Origin of the sequence: Microbacterium sp. PRF11 (genome assembly GCF_031844085.1) — a bacterium.
Classification (GTDB): Bacteria; Actinomycetota; Actinomycetes; order Actinomycetales; family Microbacteriaceae; genus Microbacterium.
Map to the genome: position 1 here is coordinate 167,892 of NZ_JAUZUP010000003.1, position 23,619 is coordinate 191,510.

Sequence of the window (23,619 nt, forward strand, 5' to 3'; positions counted from 1 at the left end):
GGAACCGCGCGTGAGGCTCGAGCCGCCGGCATCCGACGATCCGCGCGACGTGCTGCGCGCCCTGCGCGCGGCCGTCCTCGGTGCCGGGCCGGCCGTCGCGCTCGGCGGGTCGGACCTCCCGGCCGAGGTCCCCCCGGGGACGGCCGCGGTCGTGACGACCTCCGGTTCGACCGGTGTGCCGAAGTCGGTCGTGCTCAGCCGCAACGCCCTCATCAGCAGCGCCTACGCCACGGCGGCGCGCATCGGCGAGGGATCCTGGCTGCTCGCGGTGCCCGCGACCTACGTCGCCGGGGTCCAGGTGATGGTGCGAGCGCTCCTCGCCGACCACGAACCCGCGGTGGTCGCGGGGCCCTTCCGCCCGGAACCCTTCGCCGCGGCCGCGCTGGGCATGGCCTCCCACGCCGACGGCGTGCGCGTGCCCCGCTTCACCTCGCTGGTGCCCGCGCAGCTGCAGAGACTTCTGGATGCCGCCGAGCACGACGACGCCGTCGTGCAGGCGCTGCGTTCGTTCGAGGCGATCCTCATCGGCGGCCAGGCACTCGCTCCCTCGGTGCGCGAACGGGCCGAGGCCACGGGGGCGCGCATCGTGCGCACCTACGGTTCGAGCGAGACCAGCGGCGGCTGCGTCTACGACGGCGTTCCCCTCGAGGGCGTAAGGATGGCCATCGTCGACGGAGAGGTGCGGCTGTCGGGCCCGACGCTCGCCGACGGCTACCTCGGCGACCGCGAGCGCACGGCATCCGTCTTCTCCACCGACGCGGACGGCACGCGCTGGTACCGCACGGGCGACGGGGGAGAGATCCGCGACGGCGTGCTCCACGTCACCGGGCGTCTCGACAACGTCATCGTCTCGGGCGGCGTGAACGTGTCGCTGGATCGGGTCGAGGCGGCGGTGCGCGGCATCGCGGGCCTGGAATCCGCGGTGGTCGTGCCGATCCCGGATGCCGACTGGGGTGAGGGGTCCGCGGTGGTCGTGCCGGGGATCGCCGCGTCCCGCGAACGGGCTCTCCTGGCGGAGATCCGCGACGTCGTCGACGCAGCCGTGGGGGCGCCCGCGCGCCCGGCGCGCGTCGTCGCGATCGAGGAGCTGCCGACGCTGTCCTCCGGCAAGCCCGATCGTGCGTCGCTGCGGCGATTGCTCGGCGAGGGCGGGCCGAAGCCGCGGGATTAGACTGACCCCTCGTGGCAGCACAGTCTCGCAAGCGTTCGAACACCGCCAAGAAGCGTCACCCCGGCGGGAACCCGCAGAAGCTGAAGAGCGGTGCGCCGCAGGCCGTCGCCCCCGCGACGGCGCGCGACTGGATCGCCGCGGCCCGCCTGCGCACGCTCCCGCTGGCCATCACCCCGGTTCTCATCGGCACGGGAGCGGCGACCCTCGTCGACGATCGGCTCCACTGGGTGATCGCGCTCGCGTGCCTCGCCGTCGCCTTCGCGCTGCAGATCGGCGTCAATTACGCGAACGACTACTCCGACGGCATCCGGGGAACCGACGACGTCCGCGTCGGCCCGGGCCGCCTGACCGGGGGCAAGAAGGCGAGGCCGCGCACCGTGCTCGTCGTCGCGCTGTCGTTCTTCGCCCTCGCGGCGGTCATCGGTCTCGCGCTGGTGATCCGCACCGGGCAGTGGTGGCTCCTGCTCGTCGGAGCGGTGTGCATCGTGGCGGCGTGGTTCTACACCGGCGGCAAGCGCCCGTACGGCTACAACGCCATGGGCGAGATCTTCGTCTTCGTCTTCTTCGGTCTCGTCGCGACCCTCGGCACGACCTGGCTGCAGGTGCTGTCGCTCCCGCAGGAGGCGTGGTTCGGTGCGGTCGCCGCGGGCCTGCTCGCGTGCGCCGTGCTGCTCGCCAACAACCTGCGCGACATCGAGCAGGACCGCCGCGCGGGTAAGCGCACGCTCTCCGTGCTGATCGGGCGTCGCGCGACCCAGGTGCTGTTCACCCTGTTCGTGCTCGTGCCCTTCGCGATCGCCATCTTCCTCGCCCTGGTCTACCCCATCGCGTGGCTCACGCTGCTGGCCCTGCTGGGTGGGCTCGCGGCGATCCTCATCGTCTGGACGTACCGTACGCCGCGCGAGCTCATCACCGCGCTGCAGGTGACGAGCCTGACCTCCGTGGCGTACGGCGCGCTGCTGTTCTGGGCCTTCGCGGCCTGATCAGCGGTCGGCGGACCCGGCGTCGGGATCGCGGTCGGCACGCGAGGCGTCGACCACCGCGTCCTCGGCCTCGGCGTCGGTCTCGGCGCCCGTCCGGCGACCGGTCGCGGCACGCTGCGCTCGCCGTTCGGCGAGACCGCCCGTGACGTTCTCGAGCGGTCGACGCAGGAACAGCAGCGACAGGCTGAGCCCGATGAGGGCCGCGAAGATCGCCGCGAGCCACGGCAGCTCCTGGAAGACCGGGAACAGCAGCAGGATGCCGAGCGGGACGATGAACGCGAGCAGTCGCAGCACCGTGTAGACGAGGGCCGAACGAGCGCGCATCGTCCCATTCTACGGCGGGCCCCGCGCGGCGGACGTCGGGCCCGCGTCCAGCAGACGCACGTAGAATCGGTCCATGGCACGGCTGCTTCTCATCCTGGCGCTCGTGGCGACCGTCTTCTGGGTCTACACGATCGTCGACTGCGCTGTGCAACCCCCCAACCGTCACCGCGGTGTCAGCAAGCCCGCGTGGATGGCCATCGTCATCCTGCTGCCGGTGCTCGGCGGCATCTTGTGGTTCCTCATCGGTCGGGGTCGCGCCGACAAGCCGGTGCTGCTCCGCGCGCCCGACGACGACCCCGAGTTCCTCGGGCGCATGTCGGCGTCGGCGCGCGCCGATCAGGACGAGCGCATCCGTCGACTCGAGGAGGAGCTCGCGCAGCTCGACTCCGAGGCCGACGACCCGCGCCCGCCGAAGCCGAAGACCGAGCCGGGCGACGACCCCGGCAAGGGCGACGACGACACCCGCGGTCAGCGCGGCGCCGTCGGCTGACCCGTGCCCGCGACGAACGACCAGGCCGCCGCGCCCGCGACCGACGCGGCCGCGGCTCTCCTGGCCGGGCTCGTGGCCCGCGGCGTGCGCCACGTCGTGGTCAGTCCCGGATCGCGCTCGCAGGCGCTCGCCCTCGTCGCGGCCGCTCTCGAACAGCGGGACCTGATCCGCCTGCACGTGCGGATCGACGAACGCGTCGCCGGATTCACCGCCCTGGGCATCGGGCGTGAGACCGGGATGCCGGCGGTCGTCGTGTGCACCTCCGGCACCGCGGTCGCCAACCTCCTGCCCGCCGCCCTCGAGGCGCACCACGCCGGCGTCCCGCTCCTGCTGCTCACCGCCGACCGCCCGCCGGAGCTGCGCGGCGTCGGCGCCAACCAGACCACCCGTCAGCCCGGCCTATTCCGCTCGGCCGTCCGCCTCGAGGCCGATCTCGCCGTCCCCGAGCAGACCGACGACGACGGCACCGCCGCGCAGACGTCCGAGCTCGACGCGCTTGCGGCCGAGGCGCTCGCCGCCGCCCTCGGCGAGGGAGCGCGTGCCGCCGGCCCCGTGCATCTGAACGTGCCGCTGCGCGAACCCCTCGCGGGGGCGGTGCCCGAGTGGCTCGCGGAGCGGGCGGCATCCCGGACGACCGTCGCCGAGGGAGCGGACGACGACGACGTGTCCGGAGCGCTCTACCAGGGTGGGGGCGGGATCGGGATGGCCGACGTCGCCCCCGACACCGAGGCGGCGCACGTCGTCGAGCCAGGTCCCCGCACGGTCGTCGTCGCCGGGGCCGACGCCGGGCCCGTGGCCGAGCAGTTCGCCCACGACGGCGGGTACCCGCTGATCGCCGAGATCGTCAGCGGTGCCCGCTTCGGACGCCACCTGGTGCACGGCTATCGCGCGCTCCTGCGAGAGGCCGAGCTCGGCGGACGCATCGAACGCGTCGTCCTGTTCGGGCGGCCCACCCTCAGCCGCGAGGTCACGCGCCTCCTCTCGCGCGACGACGTCGAGGTGCTCGCCGTGCGCGGTCCGGGCGAGCCGGTCAACCTCAACGGCGCCACCGTCGCCGTCGACGCCGTGCGCGCGAGCGGCGCGGGGGAGCGGGCGTGGCTGGGCGAGTGGATGCGCGCGTCGCGCGACGCCGCCGTCGACCTCACCCCACCGGCTCCCGACGCCGAGGGGCTGGCATCCACCGTCCCGCGCGAGAGGCTCGGCGCCCTCAACGCCGAGGTCGAGGTGCTCCGCGCCGCCGTCGATCGGGCGGCTCTCGTCGACGCCCTGTGGCGGGCCACGTGGCCGCACGACCGGCTCGTGTTCGGATCGTCGCGCATCGTCCGCGTCGCCGACGAGCTGCTCGGCGGGAAGAAGGTCTCGGTGCATTCCAACCGCGGCCTGGCCGGCATCGACGGCACGATCGCGACGGCCACGGGCGTCGCCCTCGCCAGCCAGGACGACGAGCGTCCCGGTGTGACGCGGCTCCTGCTGGGCGATCTGGCGTTCCTGCACGACATGGGTGCGCTCCTCCTGACGCCCGGCGAGGACGAGCCGCGCCTGCAGGTGGTCGTCGGCAACGACGGCGGCGGAACGATCTTCGACGGGCTCGAGGTGGCCTCCGTCGCCGGGGACGACGCGATGACGCGCGTGCAGTACACCCCGCACACCGCCCGCCTCGAGCAGCTCGCCCTCGCGTTCGGGTGGGAGTACCACCGCTGCACCACGCGCGTCGCCCTCGACCAGGTGCTCACCGCCCCCACCGGCGGCCGACAGCTCGTCGAGGTGCCCCTCTCGCGCTGAGCGGTGCCGCGTCAACGCCTGGCGCGGATCCCGGATGCCACGGCACCATGTCGGGATGAGCACGAGCAGCAGATGGTCCCGCCCCGCCACCGACGCCCTGCGCGTCGAGCCGGGCTTCCGCCTCGCCGACATCGACCCGCGCTCCACGCCCGGGTACGACGGCGACAAGAACGACGGCCGCGCCGATCTCGACGCCGGGCGCGAGCCCCTCGAGGACCTGCAGGAACGTCTCTTCGCGCAGAGCGTGGCGGGCACCGCGACCGGCTCGGTGCTGCTGGTGCTGCAGGCGATGGACACCGCCGGCAAGGGCGGCATCGTCCGTCACGTCGTGGGTGCGGTCGACCCGCAGGGTGTCGAGCTGGCCTCGTTCAAGAAGCCCACCACCGAGGAGCTCGAGCACGACTTCCTCTGGCGGATCGAGAAGCGCCTGCCCGACGCCGGTCGCCTCGGCGTCTTCGACCGGTCGCACTACGAGGACGTGTTGATCGGCCGGGTGCGGGCACTGGCGCCGCAGGAGGAGATCGAACGGCGCTACGGCGCGATCGTCTCCTTCGAGGCGCAGGCCGCCGAGATGGGCATCCGCCTGGTGAAGGTGATGCTGCACATCTCGAAGGACGAGCAGCGCGAACGACTGGCGGAGCGCCTCGAACGTCCCGACAAGCACTGGAAGTACAACCCCGGCGACGTCGACGAGCGCGAACTCTGGGACGCCTACATGGACGCTTACCAGGTCGCGATCGAGCGGACCTCCACGCCCATCGCTCCTTGGCACGTCGTCCCGGCCGACCGCAAGTGGTACGCGCGTCTCGCGGTGCAGCAGCTGCTGATCGACGCCCTGGAGGACATCGACCCGCAGTGGCCCGCGGCCGATTACGACGTCGAGGTCGAGAAGCAGCGGCTCGCGAACTCCTGACTCAGGCGAGGGCCTCGACGATCGGGCGGAACTTCACGCGCGTCTCGAGCAGCTCCGACTCCGGCACGCTGTCGGCGACGATGCCCGCACCCGCGTAGGCGGTGATGGGCTTCGTCGGCGACGACGGAACGGCGCGATCGATCTGCGCGCACCGCAGGGCGATCGCCCATTCGCCGTCGCCCGAGGCGCCGGTCCACCCGACCGCGCCGGCGTAGCGCCCCCGGTCGAAGGGCTCGAGGCGGCGGATCACGCGCATCGCCGCATCGGTCGGGGTTCCCGCGACCGCCGCGGTGGGGTGCAGCACCGACAGCAGATCGAGAGAGGACGCGTCCTCGCTGAGCTCGCCCTCGACGTCGGTCGCGAGGTGCCAGACGTTCGGCAGCTTCAGCGTGAAGGGCTGCTCGCCGGCCGCAAGCGCCGAGGTGTGCGGCCCGAGGGCCTTCAGCACGCTCTGCACGGCGAAGCGGTGCTCCTCCTGGTCCTTCACGCTCTCGGTGAGGGCGATGGATGCCGCGACGTCGGCGTCGGCGTCGCCGCCGCGCGCGACGGTCCCGGCGAGCACCCGCGCGGTGATCGTGCCGTGCGACACGGTGACCAGCGTCTCCGGGCTCGCGCCGATGAGACCGTCGACGGCGAACACCCAGCAGTCGGGGTACCCCTCCAGCAGCGATCGCACGAGGCGGCGCAGATCCGCTCCGGCGGGGATGGTGCCGACGATGTCCCGGGCGAGGACGACCTTGGCCACTTCGCGGGCGTCGATCGCGTCGACGGCGCGGCGGACGGCATCCTGATACCGTTCGGCGTTCTGCAGTCCCGGGCCGAGCGTCGCCGACCAGTGGGGACCGAAGGGCGAGCGCGGGGGCAGCTCCGGCTCGGGCTCGTCGGGGGTGTCGTCGAACGCCAGCCGCGTGACCCACGCGCGTCCGGAGTGGCGGCCGACGATCATGCCGGGCACGCGCAGGACGTTCTCGCGCGCGGACTGCGGGTCGAACACGAACGATCCGAACGCGACGAGCCCCGTCCCGGGCAGCTGCACCGGGTCGTCGACCTCGGCCGCGGCGGCGATGGCGCGCCACCGCTCGGAGATGGTCGCATCTCCCGGGCGCTCGCCGCGGTAGCTGAGCGTCAGCAGATCGCCGAAGGCCGCCAGCGATTCGCCGCGACGGCTCCAGAAGAGGGGGTCGTACGGGGTCGTGTACGCCAGGACGTCGTCCATCGGGGGGAGTTCCCGCGTGACCACGCGCAGGCGCGGCACGCTGTCATCCGCGGGTTCGAGCACGTCTTTCAGCGTAGACCCGCCGTCGGCGCCCGATCGCGCCGCCCTCTCGACGTCGATCTAGACTCCGGAACATGGAACACCGTCCGGCCCCCGGCACCCGCCTCTCGTTCGAATGGCGCAAATGGGACGGTTCGCCGCACTGGGTGCAGGACAGCGTCTATCTCGGCGCCGACGAGTGGGGCGAGTGGTTCGGCCAGCAGGTCGGGTGGCGCAGCGTCCGTCCGGGTGCCGAGTTCGTGTGCCGCCAGCCGAACGTGACGCTCGTCCCCGGCAGCGGCGACTGGGCCTTCACGCACAACGCCGCGCCTCACCCGGTCGCGGTGTACATCGACCTGGGCTGGGACGTGCGCTGGCACGACGACGGCGTGCCCCGCGGGATCGACATGGACCTGGACGTCGTGCGTCGCACGGACGAGCGCGGCACGTGGATCGACGATCGCGACGAGTGGGACGAGCACCGCGTGCAGTACGGCTACCCCGCCGACATCGTCGAGCACCTCGAGGCGACGGCCCTCGACCTCGAGCGACGGGTGCTCGCCCGCGAGGCGCCGTTCTCCGACGACGTGACCGGCCCCTGGCTCGCCCGTCTCGCCGCGATGGCAACCCCCGAAGACCCCGCCACGCCGCGCGCCTAGACTCGTCGGGTGAGCAGCGACCCCAACCGCGCCGATCTCGGCAAAGACCCGCAGCGCGTCAGCGGCATGTTCGATCAGGTCGCGGCGGCGTACGACCGCACCAATTCGGTGCTCAGCCTCGGCAACGACCGCCTGTGGCGCGTGGCGACGCTCCGCGCGGTCGCTCCGCAGCGCGGGGAGCGCATCCTCGATCTGGCCGCCGGCACCGGCACCTCGTCGATGGCGTTCGTGCCCAGCGGCGCCCACGTCGTCGCCGCCGACTTCTCGCGCGGCATGATCGCCGAGGGGCGTCGTCGCCACGGCGACGTGCCCAACCTCGAGTTCGTTCAGGCCGACGCCACCGACCTGCCCTTCGCCGACGGCGAGTTCGACGCGGTGACCATGTCGTTCGGTCTGCGCAACGTCAACGACCCGCGCCGGGCGCTGCGCGAGCTCCGCCGCGTCACCCGCCCCGGCGGACGCATCGTCGTGTGCGAGTTCTCCCACCCGCCGTCCCGGGCCTTCAACGGGCTCTACCGCTTCTACAACGACCGCGTCCTGCCGATCGTCGCCAAGGCCGTCAGCTCGAACGCCGAGGCGTACGACTACCTCAACGAGTCCATCCGCGACTGGCCCGACCAGCCGACACTGGCGTCGTGGATGCGCGACGCGGGCTGGGATGACGTCGCGTATCGCAACCTGTCGTTCGGCATCGTCGCCCTGCACCGCGGCATCCGGCCCCTCTCCTGAGCGCTGTCAACCGTCGAGATACCGTCGGCGGCGCCGCAGCGCGCCAGGATAGGCTGAAACCGTGACCCCGAGACCGCCCGCGGCCGGCTCCCGCCTGTCGGGCAAGCTGGGCCTGAGTGACCGCATCTTCGCCGGCCTCCGCTCGCGTACCCTCCTGTCGACCGTCGAGGCGGGCCTCGCGCGCGTCGAGACCGAGCTCGAGGGCGAGGTGCGCAGCGCCGACAAGCTCGCCGACGTCACCGCCCGGTACCTGTACGAGGCGGGTGGCAAGCGGGTGCGCCCGATGCTCGCCATCCTCACCGCGCAGCTCGGGCAGGGAACGACCCGGGAGGTCGTCGAGGTTGCCACGGCGCTCGAGCTGACCCACCTCGGTTCGCTCTACCACGACGACGTCATGGACGGCGCCGACAAGCGTCGCGGCGTTCCCAGCGCGCAGACGGTGTGGGGCAACAACATCGCCATCCTCACCGGCGACCTCCTCTTCGCGCGCGCCAGCCAGCTCATGGCCCGCCGGGGGGAGCGCGCGATCCAGCTGCAGGCCGACACGTTCGAGCGCCTCGTGCTCGGGCAGATGCACGAGACCGTCGGCCCGCAGGAGGGCGACGAGCCCGTCGACTTCTACCTGCGCGTGCTCGCCGACAAGACCGGTTCGCTCATCGCCGCTGCCGCCCAGTCGGGCGTCATCTACTCGGGCGCTCCCGAGGAGTTCGAGCAGCCGATGGTCATCTTCGGCGAGAAGGCCGGTGTCGCCTTCCAGCTGCTCGACGACGTGATCGATCTCTCGCCCGACCCCTCCGAGACAGGTAAGGTTCCCGGCACCGACCTGCGTGCGGGCGTGCCGACCATGCCGTACCTGCTGCTCGGTCACCGCGCCGACGCCGCGTCCGCCGATCTGCGCGCGCGCATCGACGAGGGGCAGGAGCGCATCGCCGAAGGAGCCGACCCGTCGATCCTCGACGGCGCCCTCGCCGAGCTGCGCGACCACGACACCACGCACGAGACCCTGCGCCTGGCCCACCAGTGGTCGCAGGAGGCGATCGACGCTCTCGCGCCGCTGCCCGACGGCGCGGTCCGCGAGGCGCTGACGCGCTTCGCGCGCGCGGTCGCCGACCGCTCGGCCTGATCCTTTTCCACCCCCCCCCGATCGCGATCGAGAGGAACCCATGACGAAGCTGCGCCTCGCCATCGTCGGAGCCGGTCCCGCCGGCATCTACGCCGCCGACATCCTGCTGAAAGCCGAGCGTCAGTTCGACGTCTCCATCGACCTCTTCGAGCAGCTGCCGGCTCCCTACGGTCTCGTGCGCTACGGCGTGGCCCCCGACCACCCCCGCATCAAGGGCGTCATCACGGCGCTGCGCGAGGTGCTCGACCGCGGCGACATCCGCATCTTCGGCAACGTGCGCTTCGGCGAGGACATCACCCTCGACGACCTCAAGCAGCACTACAACGCCGTCATCTTCTCGACCGGCGCGATCCGCGACGCCGACCTCGACATCCCCGGCATCGACGCGCACGGCTCCTACGGTGCCGCCGACTTCGTCAGCTGGTTCGACGGGCACCCCGACGTGCCGCGCGAGTGGCCGCTCGAGGCCGAGTCCGTCGCGGTCATCGGCAACGGCAACGTCGCCCTCGACATCACGCGCATGCTCGCCAAGCACGCCGACGACCTGCTTCCCACCGAGGTGCCCGACAACGTCTACCAGGGGCTCAAGGCCTCGCCCGTCACCGACGTGCACGTCTTCGGTCGCCGCGGCCCCGCGCAGGTGAAGTTCACCCCGCTCGAGCTGCGCGAGCTCGGCGAGCTGCGCGATGTCGACATGGTCGTCTACGACGAGGACTTCGATTACGACGAGGCGTCGCTGGCCGCCATCCAGACCAACAAGCAGGTCAAGGTCATCGACCGCGTGCTGCAGGAGTGGCGCACCCGCCCGGGCGTGAACAACGCCGGGGGAGAGGCGTCGCGACGCCTCCACCTGCACTTCTGGGCCAAGCCCCTCGAGGTCGTGAAGGATGCCGACGGGCGCGTCGCCGCGCTGAAGTACGAGCGCACGAAGCCCGACGCCGAGGGCGGTGTCGTCGGCACCGGCGAGATCCGCGAGGTCCCGATCCAGGCGATCTACCGCGCCGTCGGCTATTTCGGCTCCCCGCTGAAGGACGTCCCCTTCGACGAGAAGCACGGCGTCATCCCCAACCACGAGGGTCAGGTGCTCGCCGCCGACTCGAACTCGCGTCTGCCCGGCCTGTACGCGACCGGGTGGATCAAGCGCGGACCGGTCGGCCTCATCGGACACACCAAGTCGGATGCCATGGAGACGGTCCGCCATGTCATCAACGACCAGGGTGAGTGGTGGCGCCCCGCGCACCCCGAGGAGGAGGCCATCCCGGCCCTGCTCGCCGAGCGCGGCGTGCGCTGGACCGACCTCGACGGCTGGCACCGCCTCGATGAGCACGAGGTCGCCCTCGGCGCCCCGCACGAGCGTGCGCGGATCAAGGTCGTGCCGCGCGATGAGATGATCGCGATCTCGCGCGGCGAGTGACCCCGTCTGCGAACCGCCCCGTCTCCTGACGGGGCGGTTCGTCGTTCCGCCCGCGCGAGTATCACCCCGCCCGCGCCGGGGGCAAGCCTCGTGCCCCGAATCTCGCGGCTTCGACAGGATGGATGCCACGACGAGGGGGCCGTCCGGTTCCCGCACCGAGGCGAGGGGGCCGGATGCGAACGGTGAGACGGATCGTGGCCGGGGCGTCGGCGCTCGCCCTCGCGGGCACGCTCGGTGCCTGCTCCGCGGGCGACGGGGTGCCGACGCTGACCTGGTACATCAACCCCGACGACGGCGGTCAGGCCGAGATCGCGGCATCCTGTACCGAGGCCGCCGACGGGGCGTACCGCATCGAGACGTCCCTGCTTCCGCGCGACGCCGCTTCGCAGCGCGAACAGCTCGCCCGGCGTCTCGCCGCGAGCGACCGGTCGCTCGACATCATGAGCCTCGACCCGCCGTTCATCCCCGAGCTCGCCGAGCCCGGCTTCCTCGCCCCCGTGCCCGACGAGCTGCAGAACACCGACGGCGTGGTGCAGGGCGCGGTCCAGTCCGCGAGCTGGAACGGCGAGCTCGTCACCGTGCCGTTCTGGGCCAACACGCAGCTGCTCTGGTACCGCAAGTCCGTCGCCGAGGCCGCGGGCCTCGACATGAGCCAGCCGGTCACGTGGGACCAGATCATGCAGGCCGCCGAGGAGCAGAACAAGCAGCTCGGCGTGCAGGGCGCCCTCGCCGAGTCGCTGACGGTGTGGATCAACGCGCTGGTCGCCTCGGGCGGCGGGCAGATCCTCGAGAACCCCGACGCCAAGCCCGACGAGATGCAGCTGGGCCTGGAGTCCGACGCGGGGAAGAAGGCGGCCGAGATCATCGGGCGCATCGGCTCGTCGAACCTCGGCGGTCCGGGTCTTCCCACCGCCGACGAGAACGCCAGCATGAACCTCTTCCAGGGCGACAACGGCTCGTTCATGGTCAACTGGCCCTTCGTCTACCCGGCCATGCAGGGGGCGGCCCCCGAGGTGATCGACGACCTCGGCTGGGCGGTGTACCCCCGAGTGGATGCCGGGACCCCGGCCGCACCGCCCGTCGGCGGGATCAACCTCGGCGTGGGTGCCTACAGCGAGAACGTCGACCTCGCCTGGCAGGCGGTGGCCTGCATCGTCAGCCCTGAGAACCAGGCGCAGTACTTCGTCACCAACGGCAACCCGCCCTCGAACCTCGCCGCGTACGACGACGCCGAGGTGAACGAGAAGTTCCCGATGGCATCCACGATCGCCGAGTCGCTGCAGCTGGGCGCCCCGCGGCCGCAGACGCCGTACTACAACGAGATCTCCATCGGCCTGCAGCGCACGTGGCATCCGCCGAACGCCGTGAATCCCGACACGACGCCGCAGACCTCGACCGACTTCATCCTCGCGGTGCTCAGAGGGGAGCGTCTGCTGTGACCGATACGACCGTCACCCGCGCGACGAGGCGCGGAGAGCCGGAGGCTCCGAAGAAGAAGCGCCGTTCCGATCGTGCCCGGGCCGAGGCCCGCCTGGGGTGGATGCTCGCCGGGCCCGCCTTCGGCATCATGCTGCTCGTCACGCTCTACCCGATCGTGCAGGCGCTGTGGGACTCCCTCTTCAGCCTTCGCCTGACCGCCCCAGACGACCGGGAGTTCATCTGGTTCCGCAACTACCAGGTCATCCTCGGCGACCCGGCGTTCTGGCAGTCGATGGGGGTGACGCTGTTCATCACGGTCGTGACGGTGCTGCTCGAGCTCATCATCGGCTTCGGCTTCGCGCTCGTCATGCACCGGGCGATCAAGAAGCTGCGCGGCTTCGCGCGGACCGCGATCCTCGTGCCCTACGGCATCATCACCGTCGTCTCGGCGTTCGCGTTCTTCTACGCCTTCGACATCAACTCCGGCGGCTACGTCAACAGCTGGCTCGCGTGGATCCCCGGGTTCGACGAGAACCTCAACTGGTTCGCGTACCAGGGCACCTCGCTCACGGTGATCATCCTCAGCGAGGTGTGGAAGACGACCCCGTTCATCTCCCTGCTGCTGCTCTCGGGTCTGGCCCAGGTGCCGGGCGACCTCGAGGAGGCGGCGAAGGTCGACGGCGCCACCTCGTGGGAAGTGCTGCGCCGGGTCATCCTGCCGAACATGAAGGCCGCGATCATGGTCGCCGTGCTCTTCCGCACGCTCGAGGCGTTCCGCATCTTCGACAACATCTTCATCATGACGGCGGGCGCCAACAACACCGAGGCCCTGTCGCTCCTGGCCTACAACACCTCGATCGGGCGCCTGGAGATCGGGCTGGGCTCGGCCATCTCGGTGCTGCTGTTCCTCAGCGTCCTCATCATCGCGGGCATCTTCATCAAGGGATTCAAGGTGGACCTTTCCGCAGGGAGGAACGGCTGATGCGCGCAATGACCTGGCCCCAGCGGATCACGTGGATCGTGATCATCGCGGCCGTGCTGGTGTGGTCGCTGTTCCCGGTGTTCTCGATCCTCATGACCTCGTTCAAGACACCGGCGGGACTGTTCTCCGGCACCCTGCTGCCGCAGGAGTGGACGCTCGACAACTACGCCACGATCCTCGCCCCGGGCGGCAGTGCGCAGGACCTGTTCCTGCCGGCCCTGCGCAACTCGATCGGCATCTCGCTGATCGCGACGTTCATCGCCGTGGTGCTCGCGACCCTCTGCGCCTACGCGATCGCGCGACTGGACTTCCCGGGCAAGCGCATCATCCTCACGACGGCGCTCGCGGTGTCGGTGTTCCCGATCGTGTCGATCGTCACCCCGCTATTCAACCTGTGGCGCGTGGTCGGGCTCTACGACACGTGGCTCGGCCTGATCATCCCGTACCTGTCGCTGACGCTGCCGATCTCGATCTGGACGCTCGCCGCGTTCTTCCGGCAGATCCCGTGGGAGCTCGAGCAGGCGGCCCAGGTCGACGGGGCGACGCCGTTCGAGGCGTTCCGCAAGACCGTCGTGCCGCTCGCAGCTCCCGGCGTCTTCACCACCGCGATCATCGCGTTCTTCATCGCCTGGAACGACTTCGTCTACGGCATCTCCCTCACCTCGACGGATGCCGCCCGGCCGGTGCCCGCGGCCCTGTCCTTCTTCACCGGGGCCTCGCAGTTCGAGGAACCCACCGGCGCCATCTCGGCCGCCGCCATCGTGGTGACGATCCCCATCGTCATCGTCGTCGTCATCTTCCAACGTCGGATCGTGTCCGGTCTCACGCAGGGCGCCGTCAAGGGTTAAGGAGCACACACCATGGCATCCATCACTCTGAACCGAATCGTCAAGACCTACGACGACGGCTTCACCGCGGTCAAGGGCGTCGACCTCGACATCGCCGACGGCGAGTTCGTGATCCTCGTCGGGCCCTCGGGCTGCGGCAAGTCGACGCTGCTGCGCATGATCGTCGGCCTCGAAGACATCTCGGACGGCGAGCTCAAGATCGCCGACGAGGTCGTGAACGACAAGGCACCGAAGGACCGCAATCTCGCGATGGTCTTTCAGAACTACGCGCTGTACCCGCACCTCACCGTCTACGAGAACATCGCCTTTCCGATGCGGCTGAAGTCGAGCGACCTCGACGACAAGGAGATCGACTCGCGCGTGCGCCGCGCCTCGAAGCTCCTCGAACTCGACGAGCACCTCGAGCGCAAGCCCGCCAACCTTTCCGGCGGTCAGCGTCAGCGCGTGGCGATGGGTCGCGCGATCGTGCGCAACGCGAGCGCGTTCCTCTTCGACGAGCCGCTGTCCAACCTCGACGCGAAGCTGCGCGGGCAGATGCGCACCGAGATCGCGCGTCTGCAGCGCTCCCTCGGCATCACCACGGTCTACGTCACGCACGATCAGACCGAGGCCATGACCCTGGGCGACCGCGTGGCGGTGCTGCGCCGCGGCGAACTGCAGCAGGTCGCGAGCCCGCGCGGACTGTACGACCAGCCCGTCAACCTCTTCGTCGCCGGCTTCATCGGCTCTCCGCCCATGAACTTCCTCAGCGGGACCGTGGACGGCGACATCCTGCGCCTGCCGATCGCCGACGTGCCGCTCGACGACCGCTTGCGGAAGGCCGTCGAAGGTCGCGACCTCGTCATCGTCGGCGTCCGACCGGACGCCTTCGAGGACGCGGATGCCACGGAGCGCGACCTGACCGGAGGTGTGACGACCGAGCTCGACATCGAGATGACCGAGTGGCTCGGCGAGGTGCTCTACGCGTACGTGCCGTACGAGACCGACGCCACGGTCAAGGAGAAGCTGTCGGAGCTCGACCGTGACCTCGACGGCGAGAGCTTGCGCACCGAGCTCGTCGTGGCGCTGGATGCCATGAGCTCGATCCGCGCCGGGGACGCTGCGCGCCTGTGGTTCTCGCCCGACTCGCTGCACCTGTTCGATCCCGAGACCGGCGTGAACCTCACCCGCGACGAGGCGAAGGCGGAGAAGCTCGAGGAGGACGCACGGGCGGCGCGCAAGCGCGCGCTCGAGCGGGCCAGGGAGCGCGCGGAGCGCGAGGGCACCGCGGCTTCTCGCTGAGCCGGTCTCAGCCGCCCGCGCCGAGCTGCCCCACCCACAGGTAGAACCACACGAAGGCGCCCGCGCCGCCGAGGGCCGCGAGGACGCCGAGCGCGCTGAGGAGTACGCGCGGACGAGCGGCGACGACGACGGCGATCAGCAGCGCTGCGCCGAGGACGATCTGCAGGATCCAGTAGACCGGGCTGGTCGACGCGGCGACGACGGTGAGACCGTAGACGCCTTCGCCGAGCAGCACGGCGGCCACGGGCGATGCCGCGAGCGGCTTCCACCGGGTCGGTCCGGAACGCACGAGCGCCGCCGACAGCCCGACGAGGGGACCGGCGAGGAGCCCGATGACGGTGAACGTGTCCTGGAACGGCTCGGCGTAGTAGTACCCGCGCCAGCCCGAGACGATGCGATAGCCCTCCACGAGCAGGACGAACGAGACGGCGCCCAGGACCGCCGCGACGGGGAGGCGTACGCGTGCGAGCCACACGAGCCCGAAGGTGAGGATCGTCCACCCGCCGGCGGAGTTCGCGAACGACGAGAGCGCGGTGGGCAGGACGGTCTGCCCGAAACTCGTCACGCCCCCCAGAACGAGGGACGCCGCGGCGACGAGCAGAGCGGGGACGAGCCAGTGTCGGGGGTGCACGTTCTCACGGTACGGAGCGTCGTCCGTCGGCGCGTCCGTCCCTGGAGGGCCTTCGGGTCATCCTCGAGATGGATGCGGCGGGCCTAGGCTGTGGCGATGGGGGAGTGGCATCCGGACGTCCTCGGAGACGGCTTCGAACAGCAGACCCTGCCGCTCGGCGAGGACGCAGAGGGCGAGGTCGTCGCGACCGTGGTGCGCGCGCGTCCGCACCCGGGTGCCCGCTTGTTCGGGGAACTGCGCGACACCGACGTCCTGTACGTGCACGGCTGGTCGGACTACTTCTTCCAGACCCGGCTCGCGAGGTTCTTCAGCGACCGCGGCGCGCGCTTCCACGCCCTCGATCTGCGCAAGTACGGCCGGAGCCTGCGCCCCGGCCAGTCGCCGGGGTACGTCGCGTCGCTCGACGTGTACGACGCCGACATCCAGGCGGCCCTGGATGCCATGGGCACGAAGCGCGAGGGGCGCCGCCTGTTGCTGCTCGGGCACAGTACCGGTGGCCTGACCCTGACGCTCTGGGCCGCGCGGCATCCGGGAGTCGCCGACGGTCTCGTGCTGAACAGCCCCTGGCTCGAGTTGCAGCTCGGCCCGCTGGGCCGTCAGGCGCTGGCGCCGCTCGTGAATGCTCGCGCGCGCGTCGACCCGCTCGGCACGCACCCCGTCGTGGACCTCGGGTTCTACACGCGCGCGCAACGAGACGTGGGCGCCCTCCCCGAGAGCCCCGAGGGGTGGCGTCCGTCGCAGGGCTTCCCCACCCACCCGGGATGGCTCGCCGCGATCATCGCGGGCCACGCGCGGGTGGCATCCGGGGTCGATGTCGGGTGCCCGGCGCTCGTGCTGCTGTCGGCCCGGTCGACGGTGGCGCCCCGCTGGAGCGACGCGATGCGCGCGAGCGACTCGGTGCTCGTCGTCGACGACATCGCGCGCGCCGCCACCCGCATCGCCCGCACGGTCACCATCACCCGCATCGACGGGGCACTGCACGACGTGTTCCTCTCGGCGCCGCCGGCTCGGGATGCCGCCTACGCGGCGCTCGAGGACGGCCTGCGGGCGCTGCGCTGACGCGGCACGCCGGGGGAGCGGCATCCCGAGTCGAAGCGCGGCTAGCGTAGGAGCGTTCGAAGGAGACCCATGAGCCCCACCACCGCGTCCGCGACCGAGCGCTATCGCGCCGCCCGAGACGAGCTCCTCGCCGCCCGCACCGATCCCGCCCGCGCCGAGGACTTCGCCTGGCCGCGATTCGAGGGACCGTTCAACTGGGCGATTGACTGGTTCGACCCGATGGCGCGCGGCAACGACGCTCCCGCGCTGATCGTCGTCGACGACGACAGCACGCACCACCAGCGCACGTTCGACGAGCTCGCGCGCCGCTCCGATCAGGTCGCCGCGTGGTTGGCATCCCGGGGGGTCCGTCGGGGCGACTCGGTGCTGCTCATGCTCGACAACCGCGTGGAGCTGTGGGAGGCGATGCTCGCCATCATGAAGCTCGGCGGCGTCATCGCCCCGACGACCACCGCCCTCGGGCGGGTCGATCTCGCCGACCGCATCGATCGCGCCGAGATCCGCCACGTCGTCGTCGGAGCGGCGGACGCCGACAAGTTCGACGACCTCCCCGAGGGTCTCGGCCGCATCGTCGTGGGCGGGCAGTACGCGGGCTGGGCGACGTACGATGACGCCTTCTCGATGGATGCCGAGCCCGCCCGGCATCCGGGGACCACCGCCGACGATCGGCTGCTGCTTTACTTCACCTCGGGCACCACGTCGAAGCCGAAGCTCGTCGAGCACACGCACTCCTCGTACCCGGTGGGGCACCTCAGCACGATGTACTGGCTCGGACTGCAGCCCGGCGACGTGCATCTCGCCATCAGCTCGCCGGGGTGGGCGAAGCACGCGTGGAGCCTGTTCTTCGCGCCGTGGATCGCCGGAGCGACGGTGCTGGCGCTGAACTACTCGCGGTTCTCCGCCGAGCGTCTGCTGACGGAACTCGAGAACGATCGCGTCACGACCTTCTGCGCCCCGCCGACCGTCTGGCGCATGCTCATCCAGGCTGATCTCGCCGGGCGGCGCGGGGCTCTGCGCGAGGTCGTCTCGGCCGGGGAGCCGCTGAACCCCGAGGTCATCGCCGCGGTGCAGCGGGCATGGGGGCTCGACATCCGCGACGGATACGGACAGACCGAGATGACCGCCGTGGTGGCGAACACCCCCGGCGCATCGCTCGTCCCCGGGTCGATGGGGCGCCCGCTGCCCGGGTGCCCGGTGGTGCTCGTCGACCCGGTGACGGGGGAGCGGGCCGAGGAGGGAGAGATCTGTATCGACCTGACCGAGCGCCCCGTGAACCTCATGACCGGGTACGTGGGCGATCCCGAGCGCAACGCCGAGGCCTTCGCCGACGGCCTGTTCCACACCGGCGACGTGGCGCGGCGCGACGAGACCGGCAGCATCACGTACATCGGCCGCACCGACGACGTGTTCAAAGCGTCGGACTACAAGATCAGCCCGTTCGAGCTCGAGAGCGTGCTCATCGAGCACCCCGCCGTCGTGGAGGCCGCCGTCGTCCCCGCGCCCGACGAGCTGCGCTTGGCCGTGCCGAAGGCCTACATCGTCCTCGCGGACGGGCGGGAGGCGGGGGAGGAGATCGCCCTCGACATCCTCCGCTTCGCGCGCGAGCGGCTCGCGCCGTTCCAGCGCGTGCGCCGGGTGGAGTTCTCCGAGCTGCCGAAGACCATCTCGGGAAAGATTCGCCGCGTCGAGCTCCGACAGCGCGAGGAGGCCGTCGCCCGCGGAGAGGTCACCTGCGTCGAGTGGACGGATGCCGCCCTGCGCGGCGACCGCTGACACGCAACCCCCTCGCGACGGCCACCGCGTCGTGTGAGCATCGAGCCATGGAAAAGGACCAGAAGCAGCCCTTCGAGAACCCCTCGGTCGACGACGAGAGCGACATGCCGTCGCGCATGGAGGAGCGCAACGTCGGTCGCGACACCGAGCGCGAGATCACGCAGATGATCAACGGCATCGAGGGCTGAGTCCCGCGGCTCTCGCAGCGGCCGGGTCGCTTCTGCTACCCATGGGGGTATGACTTCCGTCGTCTTCAAGACTCACACGGTTCGACGTCCAGCGGCGGCGCTGACGATGCTCACGGGCCTTCTGATCGCGGGCGTATGGGTGGTCGCGCTCGCGATGGGGCCGGCCGCATGTCCGGCGGTCTTCCCGGCGGATCCGACGTGCTTGCAGAGTGGGCGCATTGCCATCGCGGCGCTGACCACGGTCGGTCTCGCAGCCGTAGCGGCTGCGGGATTCCTCGTTCCGTTGCGAGTGGCGAGCAGATGGATCGGCATCTTCGCGGGCGCGGTCGTCGCAGGTGCTGGTGCCGCCATCGTGGCGCTCGCATGACCGAGGCGCTCGATCATGCGAGACGAGAACGCCGAGATCATCAACTGAGTCCGGGATCACACCGGCTCTGTCGTGCGGATGAGGCCGCAGTTGACGCACGACCATGCGACGAGGAAGCGCTCGTCGTCGAGGATTTCGAAGCGCAGCGGGTCGCCGCACGTCGGGCACGTGAGCGGGTCGAGGGGACGGTTCATCGCGCGAAGGTGACGTGCACGACGCCGCTCTCCGCCACCTCCGAGGTGACCGTGTAGCGGGCGTCGAGCCCGCGCAGGTCGTCCCACAGGCGGCCGCCGCGCCCCAGGATCACGGGACGTACGGCGACGTGAAGTCGGTCGACGAGGTCGGCGGCGAGAGCCGCGCGGACCGTGGACAGGCCACCGCCCACGCGGACGTCCCCCGCGCCGGCCAGACTCCGAGCTCGGGTCACGGCATCCTCGATGCTCTCGGACGAGAACTCGAAGCGCGTGCCGTTGGCGAAGTCGAGGGGTCCGCGCGGACGGTGAGTGAGGACGATGACGGGCACGCGGAACGGCGGTTCGTCGCCCCACCAGCCGCGCCAGTCGGGATCGTCGGGGAACGCGTGGAGCCCGAACATCCCGGCGCCCATCACCTCGGCGCCGATGCCCTCGAAGTACGCCGCCGCGTAGCGATCGTCCACACCCGTCGTCCCGGCGCCGGAGGCGTCACCGAAGACGCGCTCGCGGAACGTGCGCGTCGCCATGTAGTCGGCGACGAGGCGATCCCAGTCCTCGCCCATGGGGTTCTCGGGCGTGGGGTCGGCGGGCATCGCCACCCCGTCGAGCGAGATGTTCAGATCGACGCGGACGGCCATGACATCCCCCGACGGTTCGCTCAGCGGTAGTTCGTGAACTGGAGGTCGACGTCGAGGTCGGCGGCCTTGAGCAGGCGCTGGACCTCCTGCAAGTCGTCGCGCGACTTCGACTGCACGCGCAGCTCGTCGCCCTGGATCTGCGACTTGACGCCCTTCGGGCCTTCGTCGCGGATGATCTTGCCGATCTTCTTCGCGTTCTCCTGCGAGATGCCCTCCTTCAGCGTGGAGGTGATGCGGTACTCCTTGCCGCTCTGCACCGGCTCGCCGCTCTCGAGGCTCTTCAGCGAGATGCCGCGCTTGATGAGCTTGGTCTGGAACACGTCGAGGACGGCGTTGGCGCGCTCCTCGGAGTTCGCCTTGATGACGATCGACTCGCCGCTCCACGCGATCGAGGCGTCGGTGCCCTTGAAGTCGTAGCGCTGCTCGACCTCTTTGTGGGCCTGGTTGAGCGCGTTGTCGGCTTCCTGCCGGTCGATCTTGGAGACGATGTCGAACGAAGAATCAGCCATTCTTCGATTCTACGGGCGGGCCGGGTCTCCGCATCCTTTCGAGCTCACCGCCCCTGCTGCCCGGAGCGCTCGTAGACTCGGATGCCATGCGAGCACTCACCGAAGACGAGGTCCGCGACGCGTTCGTCAACGCCGCCCCCGAGGAGCTGAGGGTCGTCGCGCTCCCGCACGACTTCCTGCTCACCGACTGGGACCACCTCGACTTCCTCGCGTGGCGAGACCCGCGCACGCGCGGTCGTGGCTACCTCGTGACCGAGCGCGACGGCGAGCCGACGGGCGTCGTGCTGCGCGCGGCCGAGGGCCAGTCCCGGGCGCGTTCGGCGATGTGCAACCTCTGCCACACGATGCAGCCCGGCGATCAGGTATCGCTGTTCACCGCGCGCAAGGCCGGCGCGGCGGGGGAGCACGGCGACACCGTCGGCACCTACATCTGCGCGGACATGTCGTGCCACGAGACCGTGCGCCTGGCAGCGCCGCTCGCTCCGAGCGAGATCCGTGCGAGCGTCGACCGCAAGATCGACGGCACCAAGCGCCGTACCGAGGAGTTCGTCGACCGCATCGTCGACGCCGCCGACGTCTCGCGCTGAGGTCCGCGGTTCCCGAGATGGTTCGACGCACCCCTCCGGGGATAGTAGAGTGGTTTCTCGCGCCTCTGGTCGACTGAGAAAGCCGGGCGGGTGCGCATCTGGCGAGTTACCCAAGCGGCCAAAGGGATCTGACTGTAAATCAGACTGCATTGCATTCGGGGGTTCGAATCCCTCACTCGCCACCACCACAACAAAAGGGCACCCGAACCGGGTGCCCTTTCTCATTGAGCCTGGCGCGAGTCGCGCGTCTCAGCACGCCGCGAGCAGGGCCTTGGATTTCGTCTCGAGGAACGCCACGAGGGCACCGAGAACGTTGACCTCGTTGCCGAGGTTGACCAGCTCGACGGCACTCAGCTCGATGACGTCGTCGCGGGCTTCCATCGTGACCTTCCATGACCCGTCGCCACCGGCGATGGGCTGCAGGTACGAGATGGTCTTCGCGTTGGAGAGGTCGACGACGATCAGACCCGTGTCGGGGTCGGCCTCGTCCTCCTGCTCGAGCACACGGATATCGCTCCCGGTGACGTAGCCGAGGGTGCGGAACTCCGTCAGCCACGTCTCGAGCAGATCCATGTCGAGCAGCTTGCGTACCGGCACGAGACTCTCCGATCCATTCACGTGAATGTCACGCGTCCTCACATTATGACGCGCGAGGTGAGGGTCTGGACGCCGCGTTGCGGTCGTGCTATTACGCGGCGCGGACGGGGCGCCCGGGTCGCGCGGGCGTGCGGGCCGCGTCCTCCGCGGCTTCCCACGTGCGCGCGTCGATCACGAGCCCGGACGCGGCGTTCGCCTGGTCGGCGAGGGTCCGCAGGTACTCGCCGACAAGCTGCTCGGGCTCGACGGATTCGAACACGAACCGCAGGGGGATCGCCGGCTGGAGCCAGATGGTCGAGCGTCCGGCTTCGTCGTCGGTGCCCGTCCAGGTGAGGGTGAAAGACTCGCCGCGCCGCAGCTTCGTCGACGCGATCACCTTGATGTACCCCATCAGGCGGTCGGGGAGGGAGATGGGCGCGTGGTCGGATCCGTAGAACAGGGTTGCCATGGTGATCTCCTTCGGTCGAGATGGGGGGCAGGACTGATCACTAAGCTAGCACGTATTTCACAAACTTAATTATCTTCACGAAATGTTCAGACTTCTCACTAGAGTGAAGGAGCGCGATCGGCCGGATCGTGCGAGAGGAGAGGCTGATCGTGACGCTGCCCTCCCTCCTGCTCGCCGCCCTCGACGCCTACGTCGCCGCGCGTGACGAGGCCGTCGCGAAGGCGCGTCGAGACCTCGGCGTCAGCGAGCTCGAGGCGGCGGCTCTGGCCTTCATCGCCAAGGAGCCCGGCATCCGCCCCTCCAATCTGCGCGTCCACCTCGGTGTGACGGCCGCGGGAGTGACCACGCTCGTCGATCGCTTGATCGGCCGCGGCCTGCTTCGGCGCGAACTGGATGCCGAGGACCGGCGGGTCAACCACATCCACCTCGAGATCGACCTGGACGCCGAACCCTGGGTCGCTCTGCGCCGGTTCCCGCGCGAGGTCGAGGCGGCCGTGGCGTCCGAGCCCCCCGAAATCGCCGAAGCGGCCGCCGAGATGCTGAACCGCATCACCGAGCGCGTGCGGGCTCGCGTCTAACTACCTCATCGCTGCGGCGAGGGGCGTCACGCGCCCGTCCCTGAGGCCCACGAGGTGGTCGGCCGTCGCGATGAGTCGTTCGTCGTGACTCACGCAGACGACCGTGGCGCCGCGGCGCAGCTCGTGAGCGATGGCCTCGCGGTTACGGGCGGCGCTGTCGGTGTCGAGGCCCGTGGTCGGCTCGTCCAGCAGCAGGATGTCCGCCCGCCGCGCGAGTCCCTGGGCGAGGAGGGCGCGCTGACGCTGTCCTCCGGACAGGGCGCCGAACGGTGACCGCGCCAGCGTGCTGATGGCGAGACGCTCCATCGCGTCCTCCACGATGCGGCGGTCCGCGGGGGTGAACAGGCGCCAGACGCCCGTCCGTCCCCAGGCGCCGACCGACACCACCTCGCGCACGGTGAGGGGGAGATGCTCGGACACCGCCGCCCGCTGGGGGACGAATGCCCGGGTGCGGCGATCCACCTCGACGGTTCCGGATGCCGCGTCGCGGGCGCCGGCGAGCACCTCGAGCAGCGTGGACTTGCCCGCGCCGTTCGGGCCGACGATGACCGTCAGGGCTCCGGCGGGGACGTCCACGTCGACTCCGTCGAGAGCGAGGACGCCGGAGTAGTCGACCCGCAGGGCGCGGGCCGAGACGGCCGTGGTCGGAGAGGTGGGGTGGGGCATGGCATCCATTG

The 23,619-nt window shown here is 70.6% G+C and carries 28 protein-coding genes and 1 tRNA gene; 20 read left to right on the forward strand and 9 right to left on the reverse strand.

From position 1 onward, the window contains the following. Positions 1-10: 10 nt before the first annotated feature. Together Q9R20_RS09580 and Q9R20_RS09585 are read left to right on the forward strand one after the other, a co-directional pair. Positions 11-1,171, forward strand: coding sequence for an AMP-binding protein (locus Q9R20_RS09580; RefSeq protein WP_311249131.1), 1,161 nt, complete (start codon positions 11-13; stop codon positions 1,169-1,171). Positions 1,172-1,182: 11 nt separating this feature from the next. Then, positions 1,183-2,154, forward strand: coding sequence for a 1,4-dihydroxy-2-naphthoate polyprenyltransferase (locus tag Q9R20_RS09585; protein ID WP_311249132.1), 972 nt, complete (start codon positions 1,183-1,185; stop codon positions 2,152-2,154). Here Q9R20_RS09585 and Q9R20_RS09590 read toward each other — a convergent pair whose 3' ends face one another. After that, positions 2,155-2,478: a DUF4229 domain-containing protein gene (locus Q9R20_RS09590; RefSeq protein WP_311249133.1), complete on the reverse strand. Its 324-nt coding sequence runs from the start codon at positions 2,476-2,478 to the stop codon at positions 2,155-2,157. Between the two features lie 73 nt (positions 2,479-2,551). Here Q9R20_RS09590 and Q9R20_RS09595 point away from each other — a divergent pair, with 73 nt between their 5' ends. Genes Q9R20_RS09595 through Q9R20_RS09605 form a run of 3 tightly spaced genes read left to right on the forward strand, consistent with a single transcriptional unit; the run spans position 2,552 to position 5,663 of the window. Beyond that, the gene (locus Q9R20_RS09595) at positions 2,552-2,968 is read left to right on the forward strand and encodes a PLD nuclease N-terminal domain-containing protein (protein ID WP_311249134.1); all 417 of its coding nucleotides are present in this window, start codon (positions 2,552-2,554) and stop codon (positions 2,966-2,968) included. A 3-nt stretch (positions 2,969-2,971) separates the two neighbouring features. Beyond that, positions 2,972-4,750, forward strand: coding sequence for a 2-succinyl-5-enolpyruvyl-6-hydroxy-3-cyclohexene-1-carboxylic-acid synthase (gene menD, locus Q9R20_RS09600; protein WP_311249135.1), 1,779 nt, complete (start codon positions 2,972-2,974; stop codon positions 4,748-4,750). Positions 4,751-4,805: 55 nt separating this feature from the next. After that, a complete protein-coding gene (locus Q9R20_RS09605) occupies positions 4,806-5,663 on the forward strand; it encodes a polyphosphate kinase 2 family protein (RefSeq protein ID WP_311249136.1) in 858 nt (285 codons plus the stop codon). Between the two features lies 1 nt (position 5,664). On the opposite strand, the gene Q9R20_RS09610 is transcribed toward Q9R20_RS09605, so the two are convergent. Next, positions 5,665-6,879, reverse strand: coding sequence for a chorismate-binding protein (locus Q9R20_RS09610; protein ID WP_311249450.1), 1,215 nt, complete (start codon positions 6,877-6,879; stop codon positions 5,665-5,667). 134 nt (positions 6,880-7,013) lie between these two features. On the opposite strand from Q9R20_RS09610, the gene Q9R20_RS09615 reads away from it, so the two are divergent. The 8 genes from Q9R20_RS09615 to Q9R20_RS09650 all read left to right on the forward strand — a co-directional run bounded on the left by Q9R20_RS09615 (position 7,014) and on the right by Q9R20_RS09650 (position 15,373). After that, positions 7,014-7,577, forward strand: a complete 564-nt coding sequence (locus Q9R20_RS09615) for a DUF402 domain-containing protein (protein WP_311249137.1) — start codon at positions 7,014-7,016, stop codon at positions 7,575-7,577. A 9-nt stretch (positions 7,578-7,586) separates the two neighbouring features. Further along, the gene (locus Q9R20_RS09620) at positions 7,587-8,306 is read left to right on the forward strand and encodes a demethylmenaquinone methyltransferase (RefSeq protein WP_311249138.1); all 720 of its coding nucleotides are present in this window, start codon (positions 7,587-7,589) and stop codon (positions 8,304-8,306) included. 61 nt (positions 8,307-8,367) lie between these two features. After that, a complete protein-coding gene (locus Q9R20_RS09625; protein ID WP_311249139.1) occupies positions 8,368-9,429 on the forward strand; it encodes a polyprenyl synthetase family protein in 1,062 nt (353 codons plus the stop codon). Between the two features lie 40 nt (positions 9,430-9,469). Next, positions 9,470-10,843, forward strand: a complete 1,374-nt coding sequence (locus tag Q9R20_RS09630; protein ID WP_311249140.1) for an FAD-dependent oxidoreductase — start codon at positions 9,470-9,472, stop codon at positions 10,841-10,843. A gap of 173 nt (positions 10,844-11,016) precedes the next feature. Then, complete coding sequence (locus tag Q9R20_RS09635) at positions 11,017-12,282, forward strand: extracellular solute-binding protein (protein ID WP_311249141.1); 1,266 nt, start codon at positions 11,017-11,019, stop codon at positions 12,280-12,282. Next, complete coding sequence (locus tag Q9R20_RS09640; protein ID WP_311249142.1) at positions 12,279-13,244, forward strand: sugar ABC transporter permease; 966 nt, start codon at positions 12,279-12,281, stop codon at positions 13,242-13,244. Before Q9R20_RS09635 ends, Q9R20_RS09640 begins: the two co-directional genes overlap by 4 nt. After that, positions 13,244-14,092, forward strand: a complete 849-nt coding sequence (locus Q9R20_RS09645; protein WP_311249143.1) for a carbohydrate ABC transporter permease — start codon at positions 13,244-13,246, stop codon at positions 14,090-14,092. Before Q9R20_RS09640 ends, Q9R20_RS09645 begins: the two co-directional genes overlap by 1 nt. A gap of 12 nt (positions 14,093-14,104) precedes the next feature. Beyond that, the gene (locus Q9R20_RS09650; protein WP_311249144.1) at positions 14,105-15,373 is read left to right on the forward strand and encodes a sn-glycerol-3-phosphate ABC transporter ATP-binding protein UgpC; all 1,269 of its coding nucleotides are present in this window, start codon (positions 14,105-14,107) and stop codon (positions 15,371-15,373) included. 7 nt (positions 15,374-15,380) lie between these two features. Here the strand turns inward: Q9R20_RS09650 and Q9R20_RS09655 are convergent, their stop codons facing one another. Beyond that, positions 15,381-16,004, reverse strand: a complete 624-nt coding sequence (locus tag Q9R20_RS09655; RefSeq protein ID WP_311249145.1) for a DUF6518 family protein — start codon at positions 16,002-16,004, stop codon at positions 15,381-15,383. Positions 16,005-16,100: 96 nt separating this feature from the next. On the opposite strand from Q9R20_RS09655, the gene Q9R20_RS09660 reads away from it, so the two are divergent. The 4 genes from Q9R20_RS09660 (at position 16,101) to Q9R20_RS09675 (ending at position 19,391) form a co-directional block, all read left to right on the forward strand. Continuing rightward, positions 16,101-17,063 carry an alpha/beta hydrolase gene (locus Q9R20_RS09660; protein ID WP_311249146.1) on the forward strand — a complete coding sequence of 321 codons (963 nt, stop codon included), beginning with the start codon at positions 16,101-16,103 and terminating at the stop codon, positions 17,061-17,063. A gap of 69 nt (positions 17,064-17,132) precedes the next feature. After that, positions 17,133-18,836 (forward strand): AMP-binding protein, encoded by a 1,704-nt coding sequence (locus tag Q9R20_RS09665; RefSeq protein ID WP_311249147.1) that lies wholly within the window; start codon positions 17,133-17,135, stop codon positions 18,834-18,836. A gap of 47 nt (positions 18,837-18,883) precedes the next feature. Then, a complete protein-coding gene (locus Q9R20_RS09670; RefSeq protein ID WP_295839830.1) occupies positions 18,884-19,024 on the forward strand; it encodes a hypothetical protein in 141 nt (46 codons plus the stop codon). A 49-nt stretch (positions 19,025-19,073) separates the two neighbouring features. Then, positions 19,074-19,391, forward strand: coding sequence for a hypothetical protein (locus tag Q9R20_RS09675; protein ID WP_311249148.1), 318 nt, complete (start codon positions 19,074-19,076; stop codon positions 19,389-19,391). 56 nt (positions 19,392-19,447) lie between these two features. Here the strand turns inward: Q9R20_RS09675 and Q9R20_RS09680 are convergent, their stop codons facing one another. The 3 genes from Q9R20_RS09680 to Q9R20_RS09690 are packed head-to-tail and all read right to left on the reverse strand — an operon-like array spanning position 19,448 to position 20,732. Further along, complete coding sequence (locus tag Q9R20_RS09680) at positions 19,448-19,585, reverse strand: hypothetical protein (protein ID WP_295839828.1); 138 nt, start codon at positions 19,583-19,585, stop codon at positions 19,448-19,450. Beyond that, positions 19,582-20,223, reverse strand: a complete 642-nt coding sequence (locus Q9R20_RS09685; RefSeq protein WP_311249149.1) for a dihydrofolate reductase family protein — start codon at positions 20,221-20,223, stop codon at positions 19,582-19,584. Before Q9R20_RS09685 ends, Q9R20_RS09680 begins: the two co-directional genes overlap by 4 nt. 20 nt (positions 20,224-20,243) lie before the next feature. Further along, positions 20,244-20,732, reverse strand: a complete 489-nt coding sequence (locus Q9R20_RS09690) for a YajQ family cyclic di-GMP-binding protein (protein ID WP_076677322.1) — start codon at positions 20,730-20,732, stop codon at positions 20,244-20,246. 86 nt (positions 20,733-20,818) lie between these two features. Here Q9R20_RS09690 and Q9R20_RS09695 point away from each other — a divergent pair, with 86 nt between their 5' ends. Further along, entirely contained in the window at positions 20,819-21,319 is a 501-nt protein-coding gene (locus Q9R20_RS09695) for an FBP domain-containing protein (protein ID WP_311249150.1), read from the forward strand. A gap of 100 nt (positions 21,320-21,419) precedes the next feature. Continuing rightward, positions 21,420-21,504 (forward strand) — tRNA-Tyr (locus Q9R20_RS09700). 64 nt (positions 21,505-21,568) lie between these two features. Here Q9R20_RS09700 and Q9R20_RS09705 read toward each other — a convergent pair. Both Q9R20_RS09705 and Q9R20_RS09710 read right to left on the reverse strand, forming a co-directional pair. Beyond that, entirely contained in the window at positions 21,569-21,916 is a 348-nt protein-coding gene (locus tag Q9R20_RS09705) for a hypothetical protein (protein WP_295839820.1), read from the reverse strand. A 91-nt stretch (positions 21,917-22,007) separates the two neighbouring features. Beyond that, positions 22,008-22,364: a hypothetical protein gene (locus Q9R20_RS09710; protein ID WP_311249151.1), complete on the reverse strand. Its 357-nt coding sequence runs from the start codon at positions 22,362-22,364 to the stop codon at positions 22,008-22,010. 149 nt (positions 22,365-22,513) lie between these two features. Between Q9R20_RS09710 and Q9R20_RS09715 the strand changes: the two genes are divergently transcribed. Continuing rightward, positions 22,514-22,942, forward strand: coding sequence for a MarR family transcriptional regulator (locus Q9R20_RS09715; protein ID WP_311249152.1), 429 nt, complete (start codon positions 22,514-22,516; stop codon positions 22,940-22,942). On the opposite strand, the gene aztA is transcribed toward Q9R20_RS09715, so the two are convergent. Next, the gene (gene aztA, locus Q9R20_RS09720; protein WP_311249153.1) at positions 22,943-23,608 is read right to left on the reverse strand and encodes a zinc ABC transporter ATP-binding protein AztA; all 666 of its coding nucleotides are present in this window, start codon (positions 23,606-23,608) and stop codon (positions 22,943-22,945) included. Between the last annotated feature and the right edge of the window lie 11 nt (positions 23,609-23,619).

Coding starts and splice junctions, on each gene's coding strand:
- Q9R20_RS09590 (WP_311249133.1), bottom strand. CDS start 2,478: ATGCGCGCTCGTTCGGCCCTCGTCTACACGGTGCTGCGACTGCTCGCG.
- Q9R20_RS09595 (WP_311249134.1), top strand. CDS start 2,552: ATGGCACGGCTGCTTCTCATCCTGGCGCTCGTGGCGACCGTCTTCTGG.
- Q9R20_RS09605 (WP_311249136.1), top strand. CDS start 4,806: ATGAGCACGAGCAGCAGATGGTCCCGCCCCGCCACCGACGCCCTGCGC.
- Q9R20_RS09610 (WP_311249450.1), bottom strand. CDS start 6,879: ATGGACGACGTCCTGGCGTACACGACCCCGTACGACCCCCTCTTCTGG.
- Q9R20_RS09615 (WP_311249137.1), top strand. CDS start 7,014: ATGGAACACCGTCCGGCCCCCGGCACCCGCCTCTCGTTCGAATGGCGC.
- Q9R20_RS09630 (WP_311249140.1), top strand. CDS start 9,470: ATGACGAAGCTGCGCCTCGCCATCGTCGGAGCCGGTCCCGCCGGCATC.
- Q9R20_RS09635 (WP_311249141.1), top strand. CDS start 11,017: ATGCGAACGGTGAGACGGATCGTGGCCGGGGCGTCGGCGCTCGCCCTC.
- Q9R20_RS09645 (WP_311249143.1), top strand. CDS start 13,244: ATGCGCGCAATGACCTGGCCCCAGCGGATCACGTGGATCGTGATCATC.
- Q9R20_RS09650 (WP_311249144.1), top strand. CDS start 14,105: ATGGCATCCATCACTCTGAACCGAATCGTCAAGACCTACGACGACGGC.
- Q9R20_RS09660 (WP_311249146.1), top strand. CDS start 16,101: ATGGGGGAGTGGCATCCGGACGTCCTCGGAGACGGCTTCGAACAGCAG.
- Q9R20_RS09665 (WP_311249147.1), top strand. CDS start 17,133: ATGAGCCCCACCACCGCGTCCGCGACCGAGCGCTATCGCGCCGCCCGA.
- Q9R20_RS09670 (WP_295839830.1), top strand. CDS start 18,884: ATGGAAAAGGACCAGAAGCAGCCCTTCGAGAACCCCTCGGTCGACGAC.
- Q9R20_RS09675 (WP_311249148.1), top strand. CDS start 19,074: ATGACTTCCGTCGTCTTCAAGACTCACACGGTTCGACGTCCAGCGGCG.
- Q9R20_RS09680 (WP_295839828.1), bottom strand. CDS start 19,585: ATGAACCGTCCCCTCGACCCGCTCACGTGCCCGACGTGCGGCGACCCG.
- Q9R20_RS09685 (WP_311249149.1), bottom strand. CDS start 20,223: ATGGCCGTCCGCGTCGATCTGAACATCTCGCTCGACGGGGTGGCGATG.
- Q9R20_RS09690 (WP_076677322.1), bottom strand. CDS start 20,732: ATGGCTGATTCTTCGTTCGACATCGTCTCCAAGATCGACCGGCAGGAA.
- Q9R20_RS09695 (WP_311249150.1), top strand. CDS start 20,819: ATGCGAGCACTCACCGAAGACGAGGTCCGCGACGCGTTCGTCAACGCC.
- Q9R20_RS09710 (WP_311249151.1), bottom strand. CDS start 22,364: ATGGCAACCCTGTTCTACGGATCCGACCACGCGCCCATCTCCCTCCCC.
- aztA (WP_311249153.1), bottom strand. CDS start 23,608: ATGCCCCACCCCACCTCTCCGACCACGGCCGTCTCGGCCCGCGCCCTG.